The sequence below is a fragment of the Pedomonas sp. V897 genome, assembly GCF_051304405.1.
GTDB lineage: Bacteria > Pseudomonadota > Alphaproteobacteria > Sphingomonadales > Sphingomonadaceae > Pedomonas.
The window spans coordinates 34,129-52,443 of the sequence record NZ_JBPPGG010000001.1 but is presented as its reverse complement, the minus strand read 5'-3'; the positions used below and the strand labels follow the sequence as shown (position 1 = coordinate 52,443).

Sequence of the window (18,315 nt, the reverse complement as noted above, 5' to 3'; positions counted from 1 at the left end):
CTCACTTTGTCGCTGTGGGGCGGACGACAATCTCGTTGACGTCCACGTCCTCGGGCTGCTCGATCGCATAGCGCACGGCGCGCGCAATCGCGTCGGGCTTGAGGGCGATCGCGCGGTAGGCCCGCATCAGCTCGGCGGCCGCAGGGTCGGTTATCGTGTCGGCGAGTTCGCTTTCCACCACGCCCGGATGGATGCAGGTGACGCGGATCCGGTTATTCTCCTGCCGCAGGCCGTCCGAGATGGCCCGCACCGCAAACTTGGTCGCGCAGTAGACGGCGGCCGTTGGCGAGACCGCCAGGGCACCGATCGAGGCGATGTTGATGATATGGCCCGACCCGCGCGCGGTCATCTCCGGCAGCACGGCGGCGATGCCGTAGAGCACGCCCTTGATGTTGACGTCGATCATCCGGTCCCACTCATCCACCTTGAGCGAGGACATCAGCGAGAGCGGCATGACACCGGCGTTGTTGACGATCACGTCAACGCGCCCGAAGGCGTCGCGCGCGGCTTCCGCAAAGGCGAGGACGTTGGCGCGGTCGGTGACATCGAGCCTTTGGGTCAACACCGCGCCGCCCTGGCTGCGAATGTCCTCGGCGAGCGCTTCCAGCCGATCGGTCCGGCGCGCGCCGAGCACCAGTTTCGCACCGGCCTTGCCCAGCTCGCGGGCGATGCCGGCTCCGATGCCGCTCGAGGCACCGGTGATGAGAACCACTTTGTCCATGCTGCTCTCCCTTCCGTTTAGCGCCGCTTCGCGGCGCTTGCGGGAAAGGTAGATCCGGGCAATTGTTGCGATAAGTTGTCAGTTACTTCCCATAATGGAAAGAATAGCTAACCAATGGTGCCGGATCTCAACGCCCTTGCCGTCTTCGCCCTGGTGGCGGAGGAACGGAGCTTCCGCGCCGCCGCCGACCGCCTCGGCGTGACCCGCTCGGCCGTCAGCCAGTGCGTGCGCCGGCTGGAAGAAGGTCTCGGCATTGCTCTTGTGCGGCGGACCACGCGCAGCGTCAGCCTGACGGAGGCGGGGAGCGGCTCTATGCACAGGTCGCCCCGGCCATTGCCGAGATGCAGGCAGCGGTCGAGATGACCGGAAGCCTGCGGGAGCGTCCGCGCGGGCACCTGCGTCTTGCGGTCTCGTCGATCGCCGAGAGCTTCCTGTCCGGGCCTTTTCTCGCGCGCTTCGCCGAAGCCTGCCCCGAGGTTCAACTGGACATCACCGTCACCGACGAGGAATTCGACATCGTGGCCGAGGGCTATGACGCCGGCGTTCGTCTCGGCGAGGTAATCGCGCAGGACATGATTGCCGTCCCGGTCGCCGGGGAGGAGCGCCAGATCGCGGTCTGCGCACCGGCTTACAGGGACCGTTTCGGCGTGCCTTCGCATCCGCGCGACCTTGCCGCCCACCGCTGCATCGGCTGGCGGCCGACGCCCAAATCCGCGCCCTATCGCTGGGAATTCGCCGAGGACGGCAAGGAGTTCAGCGTCGACGTCTCCCCGGAGATCACCACGAACGACATGGCGCTGATGATCAAGCTGGCGATCGCTGGCGCCGGCATCACCTTCGGCATGGAGGAGAGCTTCCGCCCCGCCATCGCCCGCGGGGAGCTGATCCCTTTGCTGGAGGACTACTGCCCGTACTTTGCCGGCTTCTACCTCTATTACCCGAGCCGCAAGAACGTCGCCCCGAAGCTGCGCGCGCTGATCGAACATGTGCGAGGGCGGCCGTATTCACCGCGATAGAGGCCGGTCGCACCTGCTCGTCTGTCGTTCGCTGATTTGTTCGGGGTTGGCGCGCCCTGCAGGATTCGAACCTGCGACCCACAGCTTAGAAGGCTGTTGCTCTATCCTGCTGAGCTAAGGGCGCTCGCCACATCGCGGCAGCCGGGCCGCACAACGCGCCTGCCAGGGGCAGGGCGGGCCTGTTTCGCCACAACTGCCGGGTTGGTGTCAACTGGCTAAACGGGGGAAGGGCGCACGCCCGGTGGTTTCGCGCCTGCCCCTGTCACCATCCCTCCAGGCCATCCCTTCAGGCCATCCCTTCAGGCCATCCCGCCAACCCGTCCCGCCATGCACAACATCTGCGCCGCCCGGCGCGCCCGGTCAGCGGGGCTGTTCGTCGTGCCGTGCGCCGTGCCGCTCGTCCCGCTGTTCGTCGTCGTCCTCGTCCTCCTCCAGGCTTCCGGCCATCCAGCCGTTGTCGCCGAGGGGGTAGCGTTCGAGGATGGTGTAGTTGGCCCCCTCCTGGGTGAGGCGGCTCTCGTAGAGGCAGAAGTCCCGCACGGTGAAGGGCGGGCTGGTGAGGCCGCCGGACTCTTCCAGAAAGCCGTTCAGCGCGCCAATGCGCGGGCCCAGCCGGGCGATGGTGATATGCGGCTTGAACTGCCGCTTCTCGGGCAGAAGCCCGACGCGGGCCAGGCACTGGTCCACCTTGTTGTGCAGCACCTTGACCGGCTCCTCCGGCGTGACGCCGACCCACAGGGTATCGGGCCGCCCGGGCTTGCCGAACACGTCCGTCCCCTCCAGCGCGATGGTCAGCTCGGGGTGATGGACACCGGAAAGCGCGGCGGCCACATCCGCCGCCATGTGCCGGTCCACCTCACCGATGAAGCGCAGCGTCAGGTGCAGCTGGTCATCCCGCTGCCAGCGGGCGCCGGAGATGCCGCCCATGGCGGACAGCAGCATCACCTTGATGGGATCGGGCGGATCGATGCCGACAAACAGGCGCATGGAACGGCTCCCGACTGACGATGGAAGGACACCCCCTCCACACCATCTAGGCTTCACTCAGGCAAAGGCCACGGGGGAAGTCAAGCACCCCCGCCGCCTAGCGCGCGGCGCGGGCGCCCGAGCCCTCCATGGCCCGGCGCACATGGGGCGTGATGCGCCGGACGATCTCCGCCACGCCCGCCTTGTTGGGGTGGATGCCGTCGCGCTGGTTGAGCGCCGGGTCCGCCGCCACGCCCTCGAGGAAGAAGGGGTAGAGGGCAACGCCATGCTTCTTCGCCAGCTCGGGGTAGATGGCGTCGAACGCCTTGTAGTAGGTGGCGCCCAGGCCGCGCGGGGCGTACATGCCCGCCAGCAGCACCGGCAGGTTGCGCTTCTTCAGCTCGGCGAGCATGGCGTCCAGATTGTCGCGCGTCACCTTGGGGTCGATGCCGCGCAGGGCGTCGTTCGCGCCCAGCTCCAGAATGACCAGATCGGGCGTCTGCTTCAGCGAGGAGAGCACCCAGGCAAGGCGGCTGCGCCCGCCGCTGGAGGTGTCGCCCGAGACCCCCGCGTTGTGGACGCGCACGTTCAGCCCTTGCCGGTTGAGCGCGTCCTCCAGTTGCCGGGTGAAGCCGTCGGCGGCGGGGAGACCATAGCCCGCCGTCAGGCTGTCGCCGAAGGCGAGGATGAGGCGCGGCGACTCCCGGGTCGCGGGGGAGGGGGCGGCCGCTGCGGCGTGTGCGCCCGCGCCCACCAGTGCCGCGCCCACCAGTGCAGCGCCCACCAGTGCCGCACCAAGGACGAGCGGGGCCAGCAATCGCTTGAACAGGCCGTATCCCATGATCATAGTTACGTTTTCCCCTCACGCCGAAATCCAGGGTCAACATGGACGCTGCCTCTCCTGTCATCAAGCTCCAGTCCGTTCAGCTGAGCCTTTCCAGCGGCGCGGGCAGCGTCGACATCCTGCGCGGCATCGATCTGACGGTGGGGGACGGCGAAACGGTCGCCATTCTCGGCCCCTCGGGCTCGGGCAAGTCGTCGCTGATGGCGGTGATGGCCGGGCTGGAGCGGGCAACGGGCGGTCAGGTTCAGGTGGCGGGGGAGGACTTCTCCGCCCTCGACGAGGACGGGCTGGCCCGCGCCCGGCGCGGCAGGATCGGCATCGTGCTTCAGGCCTTCCACCTCATTCCCACCATGACGGCGCTGGAGAACGTGGCAACGCCGCTGGAGCTGGCGGGCATTCCCGACGCCCTCGCGCGGGCCGCACAGGAGCTGGAGGCGGTGGGCCTCGGCCACCGGCTGCACCATTACCCCTCCCAGCTTTCGGGCGGCGAGCAGCAGCGGGTGGCGCTGGCCCGCGCGGTCGCGCCGCGTCCGCGCCTCCTGTTCGCGGACGAGCCCACCGGCAACCTGGACGGGGCGACGGGCGCGCAGATCATCGACCTGATGTTCCGCCTGCAAGCGGCGCAGGGGAGCACCTTCCTTCTCATCACCCACGACCGGGACCTTGCCCGGCGCTGCGCACGCGTCATCGAGATGCGGGACGGGCGGATCGTGGCCGACCATCCGGCGGCCCAGCTCAAGGCGGCGGAGTAATCCGGTGCGTCTCGCGCTGACATGGGCGCTGCGCGACCTGCGCGGCGGTTTGCGGGGCCTGCGGCTGCTGTTCGGCTGTCTGGTGGTGGGCGTGTTCGCCATCGCGGGCGTCGGCAGCCTGTCGGACGCCATCGTCAAGGGTCTGGCCGAGCGGGGGCAGGAGATCCTCGGCGGCGACCTGGAGGTGCAGCTGACCCAGACCGAGGCGAGCCCCGAGGCGCGGGCGGCCTTTGCCGGGCTGGGCGCGGTGTCCGAAGTGGCGGAGGTGCGGGCCATGGCCCGCGTCCCGGACGGGCGGTCGCAGCTGGTGGAGCTGCGGGCGGTGGACGAGGCCTATCCGCTGTACGGCGCGGTGGGGCTGGCCCCCGGCGGCGCGCCCGATCTGCGGCAGGCGTTGGCCGCAACGGACGGCGAGGGCGGGGCGGTCCATGGCGCGGCGGTCTCCGACGCGCTGGCGGAGCGGCTGGGTTTGAGGCCGGGCGACGCCCTCGAGATCGGCGACGGCCGGTTCCGGGTGGGCGCAATCCTGACCGAGGAGCCGGACCGGGTGGGGCGCGGCTTCGTCTTCGGCCCGAGCGTGCTGGTGAGCCGGGAGGCGCTGGCGGCCTCCGGCCTCGCCCAGCCGGGCAGCATCGTGCGCCATGACTACCGCATCCGGCTGAAGGCAGGGGTCGGACTCGCGGAGGCGCGGCAGACGCTGGAGAGCCGGTTCCCCGACGCCCAGTGGCGGGTGCGGGACCACACCGACAGCGCGCCGCGCATGCGCCGCACCATCGAGCAGCTGGGCCAGTTCCTGACGCTGGTCGGCCTGACGGCGCTGCTGGTGGCGGGCGTCGGCGTCGCCAACGGTGTCAGCGCCTACCTTGCCCGCAAGACCGGCGCCATTGCCACGCTCAAGAGCCTGGGCGCGCCGTCTGCCCTCGTGTTTCAGGTGTATCTCTTGCAGGTGGCGGTCGTCACGCTGACGGCGGTGGCGGTGGGGCTGGTGCTCGGCGCACTGGTGCCGGGCCTTGCGGGCCGGGTGCTCGCGGCGCAGCTGCCGGTGCCGCCGGCCAGCGGACTGTTCCCCCGCGCCCTGCTGCTGGGGGCGGCCTATGGCGTGCTGACCGCTGTCATCTTCGCCCTGTGGCCGCTGGCGCAGGCGCGCCGGATCCCGGCGGCGCGGCTGTTCCGCGCGGGCGTCGAGCGGCTGGCGCGGCCGGGTGCGCGGACGCTCGCGGCCATCGCCGGGGCCGGGCTGCTGCTGGCGGCACTTGCTGTCTGGGGCGCGGCGGACCGGATGCTCGCCGCGGGGTTCGTTGCCGCCGCCGCGGCGGTGCTGGCGCTGCTCTACGGAACCGGCAAGCTGGTGGAGCGGCTGGCCGCGCGCATGCCGCGTCCGGCCAACCCGATCGTGCGGGTGGCCCTTGCCAACCTGCACCGGCCGGGCAACACGGCGGGGCAGGTGGTGATGGCCATGGGGCTGGGCCTGTCGCTGTTCGCGGCGATTGCGGTCATCGAGGCCAACCTGACCGCCGAGATCCGCCAGACCCTGCCGGAGAAGGCGCCGGCCTTCTTCTTCCTCGATATCCAGCCGCACGAGATCGACAGCTTTGTTGCGACCCTGAGGGAGACGCCGGGCACGGGCGCTATCGAGACCGTGCCGTCCCTGCGCGGCCCCATCGTCCGGGTGAACGGCGTGCCCGCCGATCAGGTGAAACCCGACCCCAAGGTGGCGTGGGTGCTGAACGGCGATCGTGGTCTCAGCTACGCCGAGGATGTGCCGGAGGGCAATGTGGTGACGCGCGGGGACTGGTGGACGCCGGACTACGCCGGGCCGCCGCTGGTCTCGCTCGACGAGGAGGTGGCGCGCGGTCTCGGGCTGGAGATCGGCGATACCCTCACGGTCTCCGTGCTTGGCGTCGAGCTGACGGCACGGCTCGCCAACGTCCGGCAGGTGGACTGGGACAGCCTCGGCTTCAACTTCGCCATGCTGTTCAACCCGGCGGCCCTGGAGGGCGCGCCCCACACCTACATGGCGACAGTGGAGGCGAGCCGGGAGGCGGAGCCCGCCGTCTACCGGCGGATCACGGCCGAGTATCCGGCCGTGCTGGTGGTGCAGGTGTCCGAGGCGCTCAATCAGGTGGCCCGGCTGATGAGCCAGATCAGCGTGGCGGTGCGGGCCATGGGGAGCATCACCATCGCGGCGGGCGTTCTGGTGCTGATCGGCTCGATCGTCGCCAGCCGTCAGGCGCGTAGCTACGACGCGGTGCTGCTCAAGCTGCTGGGGGCAACGCGCGGGCAGGTGCTCACCGGGCTGGTGCTTGAGTACGCGCTCATCGGCCTCGTGACGGCGCTGATCGCCCTGGGGCTGGGGCTGCTGGGCGGCTGGTACGCGGTCACCCGGGTGCTCGACCTCCACTGGGTGCTGCCGCTGGGCCCCGCCGTGCTGACGGTTCTGGCGGGCGCGCTTGCCACCCTGGGGCTGGGGCTGGCGGGTACGTGGAGCGTGCTGAGCGCCCGGCCCAACCAGGTGCTGCGCGCGGTGCAGGCGTAACGGCTGCAACGGCGATCGGGCGCGCGCCTGCGGCCCCGCTGCGCCGGATAAACGGCGCGGGTTGCCGGTTTCGCCTTGAAAGCGTTCTTCCGTTTCACGATATTGGAGACAACTGCCGAAGGGCAGAACGCTGTAATACGGGAGACCTCAATGGTTAATCAGATCGACCCGCGTATCGCATTGGGCCGCCAGGGCACCATGGACCGGGCCGACATCGATGTTGGCCTGCGCAAGTACATGCTTGGCGTCTACAACTACATGGCGTCCGGTGTGCTGCTGACGGGCCTCGTCGCCATGGCGGTGGCGATGTCGCCAGCGCTGCAATACCTCATCTTCGGAACCGCGTTCCGCTGGGTGGCGATGTTCGCGCCGCTGGCGATCGTGATGTTCTTCAGCTTCCGCGTCCAGCACATGTCGGTGACGGCGGTCAAGGCCGTCTTCTGGGTCTTCGCGGCCTCCATGGGCCTGTCGCTGGGCAGCATCTTCCTGGTCTACACGGGCGCGTCCATCGCCAAGACCTTCTTCATCACCGCCGCCACCTTCGGCGCGCTGAGCCTCTACGGCTACACCACGAAGAAGGACCTCTCCGGCTGGGGCACCTTCCTGTTCATGGGCCTGATCGGTCTGATCCTGGCCAGCATCGTGAACATCTTCACCCAGTCGGCCGCGTTCGACTTCGTGATCAGTGCCGTCGGCGTGCTGCTGTTCGCGGGTCTGACCGCCTACGACACGCAGAAGATCAAGGAAATGTACTTCGCGGGCGACAGCTACGAAGTGGCGGCCAAGAAGTCGGTCTCGGGCGCGCTCAGCCTGTACCTGGACTTCATCAACCTGTTCCTGTTCCTGCTGCGCTTCATGGGCGCCAACCGCGACTGATCGCGGGAGAACAGGCAAGCCAAACGGAAGGCCCGGCCCCTGCGCCGGGCCTTCTGCTTTTGGGCAATCAGCGCTTTGACTATTTGACCCGGCCCGCGAGCATGATGAGCGGCCAGCGGATGGTGCGCACAGTCTCCGGCGCGCCCCACGCCGGCCGCAGCGCCTCGCGCAGGGCGGGGAGGGGGTCTTCGCCCGTCTCCGCCTTCATGCGCTGCACCGCCGACCAGGTGCCGAGGTAGGCCAGCAGCCGGTCCAGCGGCCAGTCCACCCGCATCTCGACCGGGGGCAGATCGACGGGCGGAAAGCGGCGGGGAATGTCCCGGTAGCCGTTGTCCACATGGGCCCGCTCCGCCGGCCACCAGGGGCCGAGGATCCCGTCCCGGAAGCGCTGGAGGATGGGGTCGACGCCGGGGGCGATCTGCGCCAGCTCGTAGGCGATGGCCAGGAACAGCGCGCCGCGCCGGGCAACACGCTCCACCTCGTCGTAGAAGGCCTCGATATCGAACCAGTGCAGCGCCTGGGCGACCAGAACCGCATCGACCGAGGCATCGGGCAGGCCGGACGCCTCCGCCGTCGCCACGCTGTAGGCAATGCGCGGGTGAGGCTCGGCGGCTGCAATCTGCTGGGGGCTGGCGTCGGTGGCGTAAACGGTGCCGAAATGGCGGGCAAGGCCAAGGCTCGCCTGGCCGTTGCCGCAGCCGCAGTCCCACACGGCCGTGCGGGCCGGGGCGTTGGCCGCGATGATCTCGAACAGCCGGTCCGGGTAGCGGGGGCGATGGTTCCGGTAGAGGGCGGCGTGGCCGGAGAAGTGATCCTTGAACGCGGTCATGGCCTTCTCCCTTTCCGGCCCGGCGGCGGGCCCGCTCCCCTTATGCGTCCACCACCTTCAGCAGCTTGCGCTCCAGAAGGCGCAGCACGTTGGTCAGCTCCGCCCCGCGCTTGAGAATGGCGCCGGACTGCCCGACCAGCGCGTACTGGCCCTGCTTGCGGGCGAGGTCCGGCTGTTTGACCAGCCGGAACTCGGGCCGGTCGCTGGAGCGCTGGAAGATGGAAAAGATCGCCTGATCGCGGTGCATGTCGATGGCATAGTCGCGCCACACGCCCATGGCGACGCCGCGGCCATAGATGCCGAGCAGCTTGCCCAGCTCAAGGCGGTCGAAGACGACCTGTTGCGCGGGAGCCCCGCCGTCGCTGCGGGGGGACGGCGGGAAGGGGCGTATGGGGGTGATGTTCTCCATGCCCCTTACTGTAGATCAGCCGACGGAATGACGCGAGGTCCGATCGCCCCGATTTTCGTTGTGCTCGGCCTCAAGCGCGGCGAGCCGGGCCTGGAGCCGTTCCAGTTCGCAGCGCAGGATGTCCAGCTTCTGGGTTTGCGGATCGTACTTCTCGTCGCACGGCGTGCCGTAGGCGAGGAAGTCCTTGGCGTAGACCTTGGCGTCCACCAGCAGCGGCTTGGCCGGGTTGCCGACCACCGTCGCACCATCGGCCACGTCCTTGGTGACAACGGCGTTGGCGCCGACGCGGGCGCGCCGGCCCACCACGATGGGGCCCAGGATCTGGGCGTTGGCGCCGATGATCGCACCGTCCAGAATGGTGGGGTGGCGCTTGCCGCCCTTGCCGCTGGAGGGATCGACGCCGCCCAGCGTGATGCCCTGGTACATGGTCACGTCGTCGCCGATCTCGGCGGTCTCGCCGATGACGACGCCCATGCCATGGTCGATGAAGAAGTTCCGCCCGATCTTCGCGCCGGGGTGGATCTCGATGCCGGTCAGGAAGCGGCCGAACTGGGAGACCGCCCGCGCCAGCCAGTAGAGCCGCATCCTGTACAGCGCATGGGCGACACGGTGCAGGGCGACCGCATGCACCCCGGCGTAGAGCAGCACTTCCCAGCGGCTTCGCGGCGCGGGGTCGCGAGCCTTGATCGAATCCAAATACGCCACCAGGGAATGAAACATGGTGGTTCCCCGACTCTCGTGGTGATCACACGCCAGACATGCCGCTTCTGGCAGCGATAATCAACTCCCGGTTGATCGAACGCACCGATTACGTTTCGGCGACGATTCGGTCCCTGGTGCTGGTGAGCTGGCCTTCCCATTTGGCGACGACCGCCGTCGCCACCGAATTTCCAACCACATTGGTTGCGCTGCGGCCCATGTCAAGGAACTGGTCGACGGCGAGCACCAGCAGCAGCCCCGCCTCGGGGATGTTGAAGTGGGCCAGCGTTGCGGCGATCACCACCAGCGAGGCGCGCGGCACGCCCGCCATGCCCTTGGAGGTGACCATGAGCAGCAGGCACATGGTCACCTGCTGCGCCAGCGTCAGCTCGATGCCGTAGGCCTGGGCGATGAACAGGGTCGCGAAGGTGCAGTACATCATCGACCCGTCCAGATTGAACGAGTAGCCGAGCGGCAGCACGAAGCTGGCGATGCGGTTGGGAACGCCGAACTCCTCCAGACGCTCGAGCGTCTTGGGATAGGCGGCCTCGGAGGAGGCGGTGGAGAAGGAGAGGAGGGTCGGCTCCCGGATGGCGCGCACGAGGCCCGTGATGCGGCCCCGCAGCACCAGGAAGCCGGCAAACACCAGCACGCACCACAGCATGAGGAGCGAGAGGTAGAAGCTGCCCACGAACTTGCCGTAGACGGTGAGGATGTTCAGCCCCTGGGTCGTGACGGTGGCGGCCACGGCGGCAAAGACCGCGATCGGCGCGCTCATCATCACGTAGCCGGTGATCTTCAGCATCACATGGGCCAGCTGGTCGGCGAACTGGGCGACCAGGCGGCCCTTCTCGCCAAGCTGGGTGAGGGCAATGCCGACGAAGATCGAAAACACCACGATCTGAAGGATTTCGTTGTTGGCCATGGCCTCGGCGATGGAGCGCGGCACCAGGTGGGTGATGAACTCCTTCAGCGACATGCCGCCGGTCGCGATGTCCGCGTGTTGGGCGGCGTCCGGCAAGGGCAGGTCAAGGCCGACGCCCGGCTGGAGAAGGTTGACCATGATCGAGCCCATCACCAGCGAGACGGCGGACGCGCCGATGAACCAGATCATGGTCTTCATGCCGACGCGGCCGACCGATGCGCCATCTTCCATGTGGGCGATGCCGACCACCAGCGTCGAGAACACCAGCGGCGCAATGATCATCTTGATCAGACGCAGGAACACATCGGTGACGATGGAGAAGTAACCCGCGATTTCCTTGGCCGCCTCGGCGCTCTCCGCGCCCTGGTTGCACAGGTGACCAACAATGACGCCCAAGATCATGGCGACGAGAATGAGCAGCGTGAAGCGGCGTTGCATGACCTGCCTTTGTTCGTTGGGAAACGCCGATGAATAAGCGACCGGCCATTCGAGTCAACCGGCTAGGCTTTCTGTCCTAGGGTGCGCGCGGCTGGCAGGCCGGGTGTGGACCGCCCGGCCGGACCCGGCACCTCTCCGGCCAGCGGGCAGGGGCGAGGCGGGGTCGGGGGTGGCTTTTCAAGGACTTGCCGGCCTCGGCGCAGACCCGGCGGGAGGCGGACAAGACGGGGTGGCGGGGGCTCCCCGAGGGGTTGAACGGAAACCGTTACGCCCTGAAAACTATTGCGGGCGGGCATTCCCGGCTATGGTGGGCCGCGTTTGGTCCGCGTTCAGGATGTATGGGAGGGGAGTATGGCAGTGACGGAGACGGTCATCCGGCCGGGGTGTGGCGAAGCTGATGTTTCCGTGGCCGTAGCAAAACTGTGTTGCGATCAACCGTTCGTGCACTAGGTTCGGCACTCTTTCGTGACCACAGTTGAGAGCGTTTCGGGCATAATGGACTTGCTCGCCTCCGATTTTCTGCTGTTTATCGCCATCGGGTTTGTGGGACAGCTCTTCGACGGGGCCCTCGGCATGGGCTTCGGCGTCATCAGCTACACGGTTCTCTCCAGCATCGGCATTCCCTACGCGGTGGTGAGCGCCAGCGTGAACGGCGCGAAGATCTTCACGGGGGCGGTCTCCGGCTCGGCCCATATCCGCCACAAGAACGTGGACTGGCGCATGTTCGGCCTGCTGGCGTCCGCCGGCGCGGCGGGCGGCGTTCTGGGCGTGCTCATGCTGACGCAGGTGCCCGGCACCATCATCCGCCCGATCATCTCGGTCTATCTGACGATCGTGGGCGTCTTCATCATCGTGCGCGCCTATGGCACGGTCACGAATACGGTCTCGAGCAAGCGCACCGCGGGCATTGGCGTGGCCGGCGGGTTTCTGGAGGCAACCGCAGGCGTGTGGGGGCCGCTCGTTACCAGCAACATGATCGCCAGCGGCTCGCTGCCCCGCTACGCCGTGGGAACCGCCAATCTGGCCGAGTTCATCGTGGCGCTGGTGGTCTCGTGCATGTTGATCCCGCACATCGGCATCGAAAACTTCTCCCGGGCGGTGGTCGGCCTCCTGGTCGGCGCGGTTCTCGCCGCTCCGGTCGCGGCGCGTTTCGCCCGGCAGTTGCCGGCGCGCACCCTGATGATCGGCGTCGGCCTGATGGTCATCGTCACCAGCGTCTACCGCCTGTACCAGACCTTCTTCCTTTAAAACGCCCGGCCTTCGCCCGCCGATGGAGCGGGGGGATGATCGCCCGTGCGGCCAGCGCGGGCGGGGGGACGGATCGTTCGATCTGGACTTATTTGTCGGATTGATTATAATCCAAGAAAATATTGATGGGGTCGATTATGAACCTTCCTACCATCAAGCAACTGCAATATCTCACGACCCTCTACGAGCACGGCCACTTCGGCCGGGCGGCGGATGCCTGCTTCGTGACCCAGTCCACCCTGTCGGCGGGCCTGCGCGAGCTGGAGGCGGTGCTGGACGTGACGCTGGTCGAGCGCACCAAGCGCGTGGTGCGCTTCACCCCGCTCGGCGAGAAGGTGGCGCGCAAGGCCTACAACGTGCTGCGGGAGGTGACGGAGATCGCCCAGCTTGCGCGCGCGGCCGGGCGTCCGCTGGCCGGGGAGCTGCGGCTGGGGGTGATCCCCACCATCGCACCGTTCTTTCTGCCGAAGGTGCTGCCCGCGCTGCGCCGCACCTACCCGGACCTGAAGCTCTACCTGCGCGAGGAGATGAGCCATGTGGCCTGCGACGCGCTGATGCGCGGTCAGCTGGACTGCGTGCTGCTGGCCTTGCCCTATGGCTGCGGCGACGTGGAGGCGGCGGAGCTGTTCGACGACGAGCTTCTGGCCGCCCTGCACGAGGACGAGACCGCCAGCGTGCCGGACCAGGTCAGCCCGGCGGATCTGGACAGTGACCACATGCTCCTGCTGGAGGACGGCCACTGCCTGCGCAACCATGCCCTCGCCGCCTGCGAGCGGCCGGACCTGCGCGGCGAGCGGGCGATCCTGGGCACATCGCTGCACACGCTGGTGCAGATGGTGGACAACCAGCTCGGCGTCACCCTGCTGCCCCGGATGGCGGTGGACGCCGGCATTCTGGAGGGCACCCGGGTTGTCGCCCGTCCGCTGGCCTCGTCGAGCGCGCGCCGGCGCATCGCGCTGGTGTGGCGGCGCAAGAGCCCGCGCGAGGAGGAATTCCGCCTGCTGGCGGACTTCTTCATCTCCGCGCGTAACGGCACCATCAACCAGGCGGACAACAAGGCGGCCTGACACGAAAAAAAAACGCCGGGGGAGGGCTCCTGAGCGGGCCTTCCCCGGCGGACCTGCCGTGGCGGATCTGCCCGGCTGCGCGCGCGCCTGCCGAAACGCGCTTGAATGTTCCAATACTTAAAATTAAACTAACATTATATTTCATCTTGCGGCCTCGCTGCAATGCAGAGTAAGCGGCTTCGTTGCGTCGCTATTACATTCCTGTCGTAGTGTCTGCCTTTTCCGAACCGACCAAGGGGCCCTTTAAACCATGTTCAGGAAGCTCGTTTTCGCAGCTGTGGCCGCATCGTTGTGTGTGTCTGCGGCACCTATGGCGCTTGCGCAGTCCTCTGCCCGCAAGGCGCAGGAGAAGGGGACGGCCGAGATCCCGCAGTGCAGCCGCAAGCTGGGGACGATCGCCATTGTGGAGCCGGATACCAAGTGGTGGACCGGCTACGGCCTGGGCAGCCCCGAGTCCATTCTGCGGGTGTTCGTGCAGAAGTCCGGCTGCTTCACGCTGGTGAACCGGGGCCGCAGCATGCAGAGCCGCAACCTTGAGCGTGCTCTGGCCGACTCGGGCGAGCTTCAGGAAGGATCGAACCTCGGCAAGGGCCAGGTGCGCGCCGCGGACTACTTCCTGCAACCGGATCTTGTGACGTCCAACAGCAATTCGGGCGGCAACCGCATCGGCGGTGCGCTGGGCGGCCTGGTGGGCGGCGCTTTCGGCGCCATCGCCGGCGGCATCAACCTGAAGAAGAAGGAAGCCAACGTCACCCTGTCGATCGTGAACGCCCGCACCACCGAGGAAGAGGCGCTGGTCGAGGGCTATGCCCGCAAGCAGGATCTGGGCTTTGCGGGCGGCGGCGCCGGCTTCTTCGGCGCATTCGCGGGCGTGGGCGCCAGCGGCTACGAGAACACGGAGATCGGCCAGGTGATCGTGCTGGCCTATCTCGACGCCTACACCAAGCTGGTTGGCCAGATGGGCGGCCTGCCGGAAGACGCGTCGGCTGCGGCACCGCAGGCCAGGTAACCAGCCGGTCCCGATTTCGGGAACACGCAAGGGAAGGGCGCGCCGGAGCGGTGCGCCTTTTCGTCGTTCAGGGCCCCCCTTTGCGGGCCGTCCACCCCCCGAATGGGCGAGGTTTCCGCCCCGGCGCGGTCGGATATGGTTGCGCCAAGGGGCCAGCTGATACCGGAGGAACCGGAGGGGCGCTGGCCGGACGGGGAGGAAACCATGAAAGCCATTGTCTGCGAGGCCTTCGGCGGGCCGGAAGATCTTGTTGTACGGGAGCTGCCGTCGCCCGAGGTCAAGGCGGGTCAGGTGCGCATCCGCGTGCATGCGGCGGGCGTCAACTTCCCGGATTCCCTCATCATTCAGGGCAAGTACCAGTTCAAGCCCGCCTTTCCCTTCTCGCCGGGCGCGGAAGTGGCGGGCATCGTCGATGCGGTGGGCGAGGGCGTCTCCCACGTGAAGCCGGGGGATCGGGTGCTCGGCACCGGGCTTTGGGGCGGCTATGCCGAGGAAATGGTGGTGGACGCCAGCGCCTGCTTCCCGATCCCCGACAGCCTGTCGTTCGAGGCCGCGTCCGGCTTCCTCATGACCTATGGCACGTCGCACCACGCGCTCAAGCAGCGGGCACGGATCCAGCCGGGCGAGACCCTCCTGGTGCTGGGGGCGGCCGGGGGCGTCGGCCTTGCCGCCGTCGAGCTGGCCAAGGTGATGCAGGCGCGGGTCATCGCCGCCGCCTCCACCGACGACAAGCTGGCGCTGACCCGCGAGTACGGGGCGGACGAGACCATCAACTACACGACGCAGGACCTGCGCGAGGCGCTGAAGGCGATCACCGGGGGCAAGGGCGTCGATGTGATCTACGATCCCGTCGGCGGGGCGCTGGCCGAGCCGGCCTTCCGCTCCATCGGCTGGAACGGGCGCTATCTTGTGGTGGGCTTTGCGGGCGGGTCCATCCCCTCGCTGCCGCTCAACCTGCCGCTGCTGAAGGGCGCGTCCATCGTCGGGGTGTTCTGGGGCCAGTTCCTCAAGGTCGAACCCGACGTGCACGAGGCCAATGTGGCCGAGCTGCTGGGCTGGGCGGCGGAAGGCCGCCTCAAGCCCCACATCAGCGAGGTGTTTCCGCTGGAGCGCGCCGCCGAGGCCATCCGGGTGGTCACGGACCGAAAGGCCAAGGGCAAGGTGGTGCTGAAGGTGGCGTAAAGGGCGGCCACTGGAATTCTGTTTTGATTTTGCGAGGGTCTCGGACCCTCGCGCTCCCGTTCGGTTCAATGGGCCGTGTTTCTTTATCCGGCGCACGTCCCTGTAAACAGAAGGGAGGTGCAGGAGGGACTGAGTCCCTCCTGCAAGATAAAAAATCGGGCAGGCCCCCTTACGCGCGGATGTAGCTGCCGCCGTTCACATCGATGGTGGTGCCGGTCATGGCGGCGGGCGCCTCGCCCGCGCAGTAGACCACCACGTTCGCCACTTCCTCGGGCGAGGCCATGCGGCCGAGCGGAACGTCGGCCGAGGCAGCGGCTTCGCCGTAGACGCGCACCCAGTCCTCCGCCATTTCGGTGCGGGTGAAGCCGGGGGCGACGTTGAACGCCAGAATGTTCCGTGCCGCGAAACCCCGGGCGATGGACTTGGTCAGCGCCGCCTGCGCCGCCTTGGAGGCGGCGTAGTGCATGTAGTCCGGCGTGTCGCCCCGGTGCGCCGCGCGGCTGACGAGGGTGACGATGCGGCCCCCGCCGTTGGCCTCGAAGTGGGGGATGGCGCACTTGCACAGGTCCGCCGAGGCGATGACGTTTACCTGAAGGGTGGTGGCCCAGTCCTGCGACCAGCGCTCCCAGTCCGCATCGACGCCGCTCTCGGCGAAGGTGGCGGCGTTGTTGATGAGCACATCGATCCGGCCGCCCGGCGCCAGCGCCAGGGCCTGATCCCACACCGCGCGGCCCGCGCCCGGCTGGCTCAGGTCCGCCTGGACCAGCGCGCCGCGCCCGCCGATCTCGTTCAGCACGGCTTCCGCCGCCGCGCGGTTGCGGCCGTAATTGATGAGGACGAACGCGCCCCGGGCGGCAAGCTGGCGAACGGTCGCCGCGCCGATGCCACGGGAGCCGCCGGTGATGAGAACGGTACGATTGGCGAGGGTCATGTGACGCGCCTTCCCTGAAGATTTGGCCCTGCAGAACTGGAGCAGGGCGGGGCGCGCTCCGCGACCCCGCTGCCCCCTTCCATACGGGGTCGGGCGCGCGGGGTCGAGGGGCGTGTGATCGCTTAGTGCTGCATGGCGTCCGCCGCCTTTGCCGTGGCGTGCCGCAGCACGGTGACGGCAAGAACGGCAAGTACGCCGAGGATGGCAGCGCCAATGCCCGCGGCCGCGTGCAGCCCGGCGACGAACGCATCCCGCGCCGCTACCAGCATGGCGGCGGCCTGCGGCCCGCCCGTCTCGGCGGCGGCTGCGGCGGCTGCGAACAGGGACTCCCGGCCCGCCTCGGCGAGCGCGTCCGGCAGGCCGATCGGCAGGCTGAGGGCGACCGTGGACTGGTAGATGGCGGCCGCCAGGCTGCCCATGACGGCGATGCCCACCGCGTTGGCCAGCTCAAGCGTGGTCTCGGAAAGGCCCGAGGCTTCGCCCGCCCGCTCGGGCGGCGCGGCGCCGAGAATGGCGTTGGTGAGCAGGGTAATGGCGGCATGGCCCCCGACGATGTTGAGGCTGAGCCCGCCGAGGATGACGGGGTAGCCGTCGGTCGCCGGGGCGACGGTCAGCAGGGCGAGCCCCGCCGCGCCCAGGAGGAGACCGCCGCCGATCACCAGCGCGGGCCGCACCCGGCTCGCCGCCCAGGGCGCAAGCATGGACCCGGCGGTGCCCGCGATCAGCGCGGGCAGAAGGCCGAGACCCGCCTCAAGCGGCGTGTATCCCAGCACCAGCTGCATGTACTGGCTGGAGAGGAAGAACGGGGCGGCCACGGCCAGCACGATCAGCGTCTGGGTGGCCAGTGTGGCTCGGAAGGCGGCGTTGCGGAACAGCTCCGGGTTGATCATGGGATCGGCGAGCCGCTGCTGGCGCCACACGAAGGCCGCGCCGATCAGCACGCCTGCCGCCAGCGCCGCCGACGCGTCCCAGGTCGGGCCGTCGATGGCGCAGTGCTTGAAGCCATAGACCAGCGCCATGACCGCGCTCGTTGCCAGGACGGCGCTGGCGATGTCGAGCCGGCCGGGGTTTTCCTTCCGGTACTCGGGCAGCAGGAACGGCGCGACGGCCAGCAACACCACCATCACCGGCACATTGAGCAGGAACACCGCGCCCCACCACCAGTATTGCAGAACGATGCCGCCCAGAATGGGCCCGGCCGCGCCGCCGCCCATCATCAGGCTGATCCACACGGCAATGGCGAAGCCCCGCTGCTTCTCGTCATGGAACATGTTGCGGATGAGCGAGAGGGTGGAGGGCATCAGCGTCGCCGCCGCGACGCCCAGCAGGGCGCGGGCGGTGATCAGCATGGACGGGCTGGTGGAGAAGGCAGCGACAAGCGAGGTCGCGCTGAAGGCGGCCGCGCCCATGAGCAGCAGCTTGCGCCGCCCGATGCGGTCGCCGAGCGCGCCCATGGTGACGAGCGAGCCGGCGATGAAGAAGCCGTAGATGTCGATGATCCAGAGCAGCTGGGTGCTCGTCGGCTTCAGATCGGCGGAGAGGTGCGGCACGGCAAGGTGCAGCACCGTCATGTCGATGGCGATGAGCAGGGCGGGCAGAACGAGAACACCAAGGCCAACCCACTCGCGCCAGGTGGCAAGAGGGACGGCAGGCGACGGACCGGACTCTGAAACAGGACCATGCATGGGAGGTAATCCTTGTTCGGGAAACAAGCAGCAAGAGGGGAAATCGCAGAACGGCGCCTTCGGGCGCATCGGGCCGCAGGCGGGGCCCGATTGTCTCGATGTCCTGAAAGGGCGGGTCAGGTGGAAAACCGGACAGCCGCAGGGTGATCGGGGAACGCGGACGAAACGCACGCTGACCGCGC

General features: G+C 68.3%; 18 protein-coding genes and 1 tRNA gene. 9 read left to right on the top strand and 10 right to left on the bottom strand.

What is annotated here, in order from left to right:
* Position 1 precedes the first annotated feature (1 nt).
* On the bottom strand, positions 2-721 hold the full coding sequence (locus tag ACSJJU_RS00310) for an SDR family oxidoreductase (RefSeq protein WP_435913119.1): 720 nt from the start codon (positions 719-721) through the stop codon (positions 2-4).
* Positions 722-835: 114 nt separating this feature from the next.
* On the opposite strand from ACSJJU_RS00310, the gene ACSJJU_RS00305 reads away from it, so the two are divergent.
* Together ACSJJU_RS00305 and ACSJJU_RS00300 are read left to right on the top strand one after the other, a co-directional pair.
* On the top strand, positions 836-1,084 hold the full coding sequence (locus ACSJJU_RS00305; protein WP_435913117.1) for a helix-turn-helix domain-containing protein: 249 nt from the start codon (positions 836-838) through the stop codon (positions 1,082-1,084).
* Positions 1,081-1,737, top strand: coding sequence for a LysR substrate-binding domain-containing protein (locus tag ACSJJU_RS00300; RefSeq protein WP_435913115.1), 657 nt, complete (start codon positions 1,081-1,083; stop codon positions 1,735-1,737). The genes ACSJJU_RS00305 and ACSJJU_RS00300 overlap by 4 nt, the downstream gene beginning before the upstream one ends.
* 47 nt (positions 1,738-1,784) lie before the next feature.
* Here ACSJJU_RS00300 and ACSJJU_RS00295 read toward each other — a convergent pair.
* The 3 genes from ACSJJU_RS00295 to ACSJJU_RS00285 all read right to left on the bottom strand — a co-directional run bounded on the left by ACSJJU_RS00295 (position 1,785) and on the right by ACSJJU_RS00285 (position 3,550).
* Positions 1,785-1,861 (bottom strand) — tRNA-Arg (locus tag ACSJJU_RS00295).
* A gap of 236 nt (positions 1,862-2,097) precedes the next feature.
* Positions 2,098-2,724 (bottom strand): RNA 2',3'-cyclic phosphodiesterase, encoded by a 627-nt coding sequence (thpR, locus tag ACSJJU_RS00290; protein ID WP_435913113.1) that lies wholly within the window; start codon positions 2,722-2,724, stop codon positions 2,098-2,100.
* A gap of 97 nt (positions 2,725-2,821) precedes the next feature.
* On the bottom strand, positions 2,822-3,550 hold the full coding sequence (locus ACSJJU_RS00285; protein WP_435913111.1) for an arylesterase: 729 nt from the start codon (positions 3,548-3,550) through the stop codon (positions 2,822-2,824).
* Between the two features lie 38 nt (positions 3,551-3,588).
* On the opposite strand from ACSJJU_RS00285, the gene ACSJJU_RS00280 reads away from it, so the two are divergent.
* The 3 genes from ACSJJU_RS00280 (at position 3,589) to ACSJJU_RS00270 (ending at position 7,711) form a co-directional block, all read left to right on the top strand.
* Complete coding sequence (locus ACSJJU_RS00280; protein ID WP_435913109.1) at positions 3,589-4,299, top strand: ABC transporter ATP-binding protein; 711 nt, start codon at positions 3,589-3,591, stop codon at positions 4,297-4,299.
* Positions 4,300-4,303: 4 nt separating this feature from the next.
* Positions 4,304-6,835 (top strand): ABC transporter permease, encoded by a 2,532-nt coding sequence (locus ACSJJU_RS00275; RefSeq protein ID WP_435913107.1) that lies wholly within the window; start codon positions 4,304-4,306, stop codon positions 6,833-6,835.
* 150 nt (positions 6,836-6,985) lie between these two features.
* Positions 6,986-7,711, top strand: coding sequence for a Bax inhibitor-1/YccA family protein (locus tag ACSJJU_RS00270; protein WP_435913104.1), 726 nt, complete (start codon positions 6,986-6,988; stop codon positions 7,709-7,711).
* Positions 7,712-7,790: 79 nt separating this feature from the next.
* Here the strand turns inward: ACSJJU_RS00270 and ACSJJU_RS00265 are convergent, their stop codons facing one another.
* The 4 genes from ACSJJU_RS00265 to ACSJJU_RS00250 form a co-directional block, all read right to left on the bottom strand.
* Positions 7,791-8,540 (bottom strand): class I SAM-dependent methyltransferase, encoded by a 750-nt coding sequence (locus ACSJJU_RS00265; protein ID WP_435913102.1) that lies wholly within the window; start codon positions 8,538-8,540, stop codon positions 7,791-7,793.
* A gap of 40 nt (positions 8,541-8,580) precedes the next feature.
* Positions 8,581-8,949, bottom strand: coding sequence for a DUF2794 domain-containing protein (locus tag ACSJJU_RS00260; RefSeq protein WP_435913100.1), 369 nt, complete (start codon positions 8,947-8,949; stop codon positions 8,581-8,583).
* 15 nt (positions 8,950-8,964) lie between these two features.
* Positions 8,965-9,669: a serine O-acetyltransferase gene (gene cysE, locus ACSJJU_RS00255; RefSeq protein ID WP_435913098.1), complete on the bottom strand. Its 705-nt coding sequence runs from the start codon at positions 9,667-9,669 to the stop codon at positions 8,965-8,967.
* 88 nt (positions 9,670-9,757) lie between these two features.
* Complete coding sequence (locus ACSJJU_RS00250) at positions 9,758-11,011, bottom strand: dicarboxylate/amino acid:cation symporter (protein WP_435913096.1); 1,254 nt, start codon at positions 11,009-11,011, stop codon at positions 9,758-9,760.
* A 495-nt stretch (positions 11,012-11,506) separates the two neighbouring features.
* On the opposite strand from ACSJJU_RS00250, the gene ACSJJU_RS00245 reads away from it, so the two are divergent.
* From ACSJJU_RS00245 to ACSJJU_RS00230, 4 genes are all read left to right on the top strand, one after another.
* A complete protein-coding gene (locus ACSJJU_RS00245) occupies positions 11,507-12,259 on the top strand; it encodes a sulfite exporter TauE/SafE family protein (protein ID WP_435913094.1) in 753 nt (250 codons plus the stop codon).
* 137 nt (positions 12,260-12,396) lie between these two features.
* The gene (locus tag ACSJJU_RS00240; RefSeq protein WP_435913092.1) at positions 12,397-13,326 is read left to right on the top strand and encodes a hydrogen peroxide-inducible genes activator; all 930 of its coding nucleotides are present in this window, start codon (positions 12,397-12,399) and stop codon (positions 13,324-13,326) included.
* Positions 13,327-13,576: 250 nt separating this feature from the next.
* Positions 13,577-14,335, top strand: coding sequence for a CsgG/HfaB family protein (locus ACSJJU_RS00235; RefSeq protein ID WP_435913090.1), 759 nt, complete (start codon positions 13,577-13,579; stop codon positions 14,333-14,335).
* Between the two features lie 204 nt (positions 14,336-14,539).
* Positions 14,540-15,517, top strand: a complete 978-nt coding sequence (locus tag ACSJJU_RS00230; protein ID WP_435913088.1) for an NADPH:quinone oxidoreductase family protein — start codon at positions 14,540-14,542, stop codon at positions 15,515-15,517.
* 169 nt (positions 15,518-15,686) lie between these two features.
* Here the strand turns inward: ACSJJU_RS00230 and ACSJJU_RS00225 are convergent, their stop codons facing one another.
* Together ACSJJU_RS00225 and ACSJJU_RS00220 are read right to left on the bottom strand one after the other, a co-directional pair.
* Complete coding sequence (locus ACSJJU_RS00225) at positions 15,687-16,448, bottom strand: SDR family NAD(P)-dependent oxidoreductase (protein ID WP_435913086.1); 762 nt, start codon at positions 16,446-16,448, stop codon at positions 15,687-15,689.
* Positions 16,449-16,570: 122 nt separating this feature from the next.
* Complete coding sequence (locus ACSJJU_RS00220; protein WP_435913084.1) at positions 16,571-18,133, bottom strand: MFS transporter; 1,563 nt, start codon at positions 18,131-18,133, stop codon at positions 16,571-16,573.
* Positions 18,134-18,315 lie beyond the last annotated feature (182 nt).

What these genes read in the sequence shown, in the direction of transcription:
- ACSJJU_RS00260 (WP_435913100.1), bottom strand. Translation starts at nt 8,949, where the DNA reads ATGGAGAACATCACCCCCATACGCCCCTTCCCGCCGTCCCCCCGCAGC.
- ACSJJU_RS00280 (WP_435913109.1), top strand. Translation starts at nt 3,589, where the DNA reads ATGGACGCTGCCTCTCCTGTCATCAAGCTCCAGTCCGTTCAGCTGAGC.
- cysE (WP_435913098.1), bottom strand. Translation starts at nt 9,669, where the DNA reads ATGTTTCATTCCCTGGTGGCGTATTTGGATTCGATCAAGGCTCGCGAC.
- ACSJJU_RS00270 (WP_435913104.1), top strand. Translation starts at nt 6,986, where the DNA reads ATGGTTAATCAGATCGACCCGCGTATCGCATTGGGCCGCCAGGGCACC.
- ACSJJU_RS00305 (WP_435913117.1), top strand. Translation starts at nt 836, where the DNA reads ATGGTGCCGGATCTCAACGCCCTTGCCGTCTTCGCCCTGGTGGCGGAG.
- thpR (WP_435913113.1), bottom strand. Translation starts at nt 2,724, where the DNA reads ATGCGCCTGTTTGTCGGCATCGATCCGCCCGATCCCATCAAGGTGATG.
- ACSJJU_RS00310 (WP_435913119.1), bottom strand. Translation starts at nt 721, where the DNA reads ATGGACAAAGTGGTTCTCATCACCGGTGCCTCGAGCGGCATCGGAGCC.
- ACSJJU_RS00240 (WP_435913092.1), top strand. Translation starts at nt 12,397, where the DNA reads ATGAACCTTCCTACCATCAAGCAACTGCAATATCTCACGACCCTCTAC.
- ACSJJU_RS00235 (WP_435913090.1), top strand. Translation starts at nt 13,577, where the DNA reads ATGTTCAGGAAGCTCGTTTTCGCAGCTGTGGCCGCATCGTTGTGTGTG.
- ACSJJU_RS00220 (WP_435913084.1), bottom strand. Translation starts at nt 18,133, where the DNA reads ATGCATGGTCCTGTTTCAGAGTCCGGTCCGTCGCCTGCCGTCCCTCTT.
- ACSJJU_RS00265 (WP_435913102.1), bottom strand. Translation starts at nt 8,540, where the DNA reads ATGACCGCGTTCAAGGATCACTTCTCCGGCCACGCCGCCCTCTACCGG.
- ACSJJU_RS00230 (WP_435913088.1), top strand. Translation starts at nt 14,540, where the DNA reads ATGAAAGCCATTGTCTGCGAGGCCTTCGGCGGGCCGGAAGATCTTGTT.
- ACSJJU_RS00285 (WP_435913111.1), bottom strand. Translation starts at nt 3,550, where the DNA reads ATGATCATGGGATACGGCCTGTTCAAGCGATTGCTGGCCCCGCTCGTC.
- ACSJJU_RS00250 (WP_435913096.1), bottom strand. Translation starts at nt 11,011, where the DNA reads ATGCAACGCCGCTTCACGCTGCTCATTCTCGTCGCCATGATCTTGGGC.
- ACSJJU_RS00300 (WP_435913115.1), top strand. Translation starts at nt 1,081, where the DNA reads ATGACCGGAAGCCTGCGGGAGCGTCCGCGCGGGCACCTGCGTCTTGCG.
- ACSJJU_RS00245 (WP_435913094.1), top strand. Translation starts at nt 11,507, where the DNA reads ATGGACTTGCTCGCCTCCGATTTTCTGCTGTTTATCGCCATCGGGTTT.
- ACSJJU_RS00225 (WP_435913086.1), bottom strand. Translation starts at nt 16,448, where the DNA reads ATGACCCTCGCCAATCGTACCGTTCTCATCACCGGCGGCTCCCGTGGC.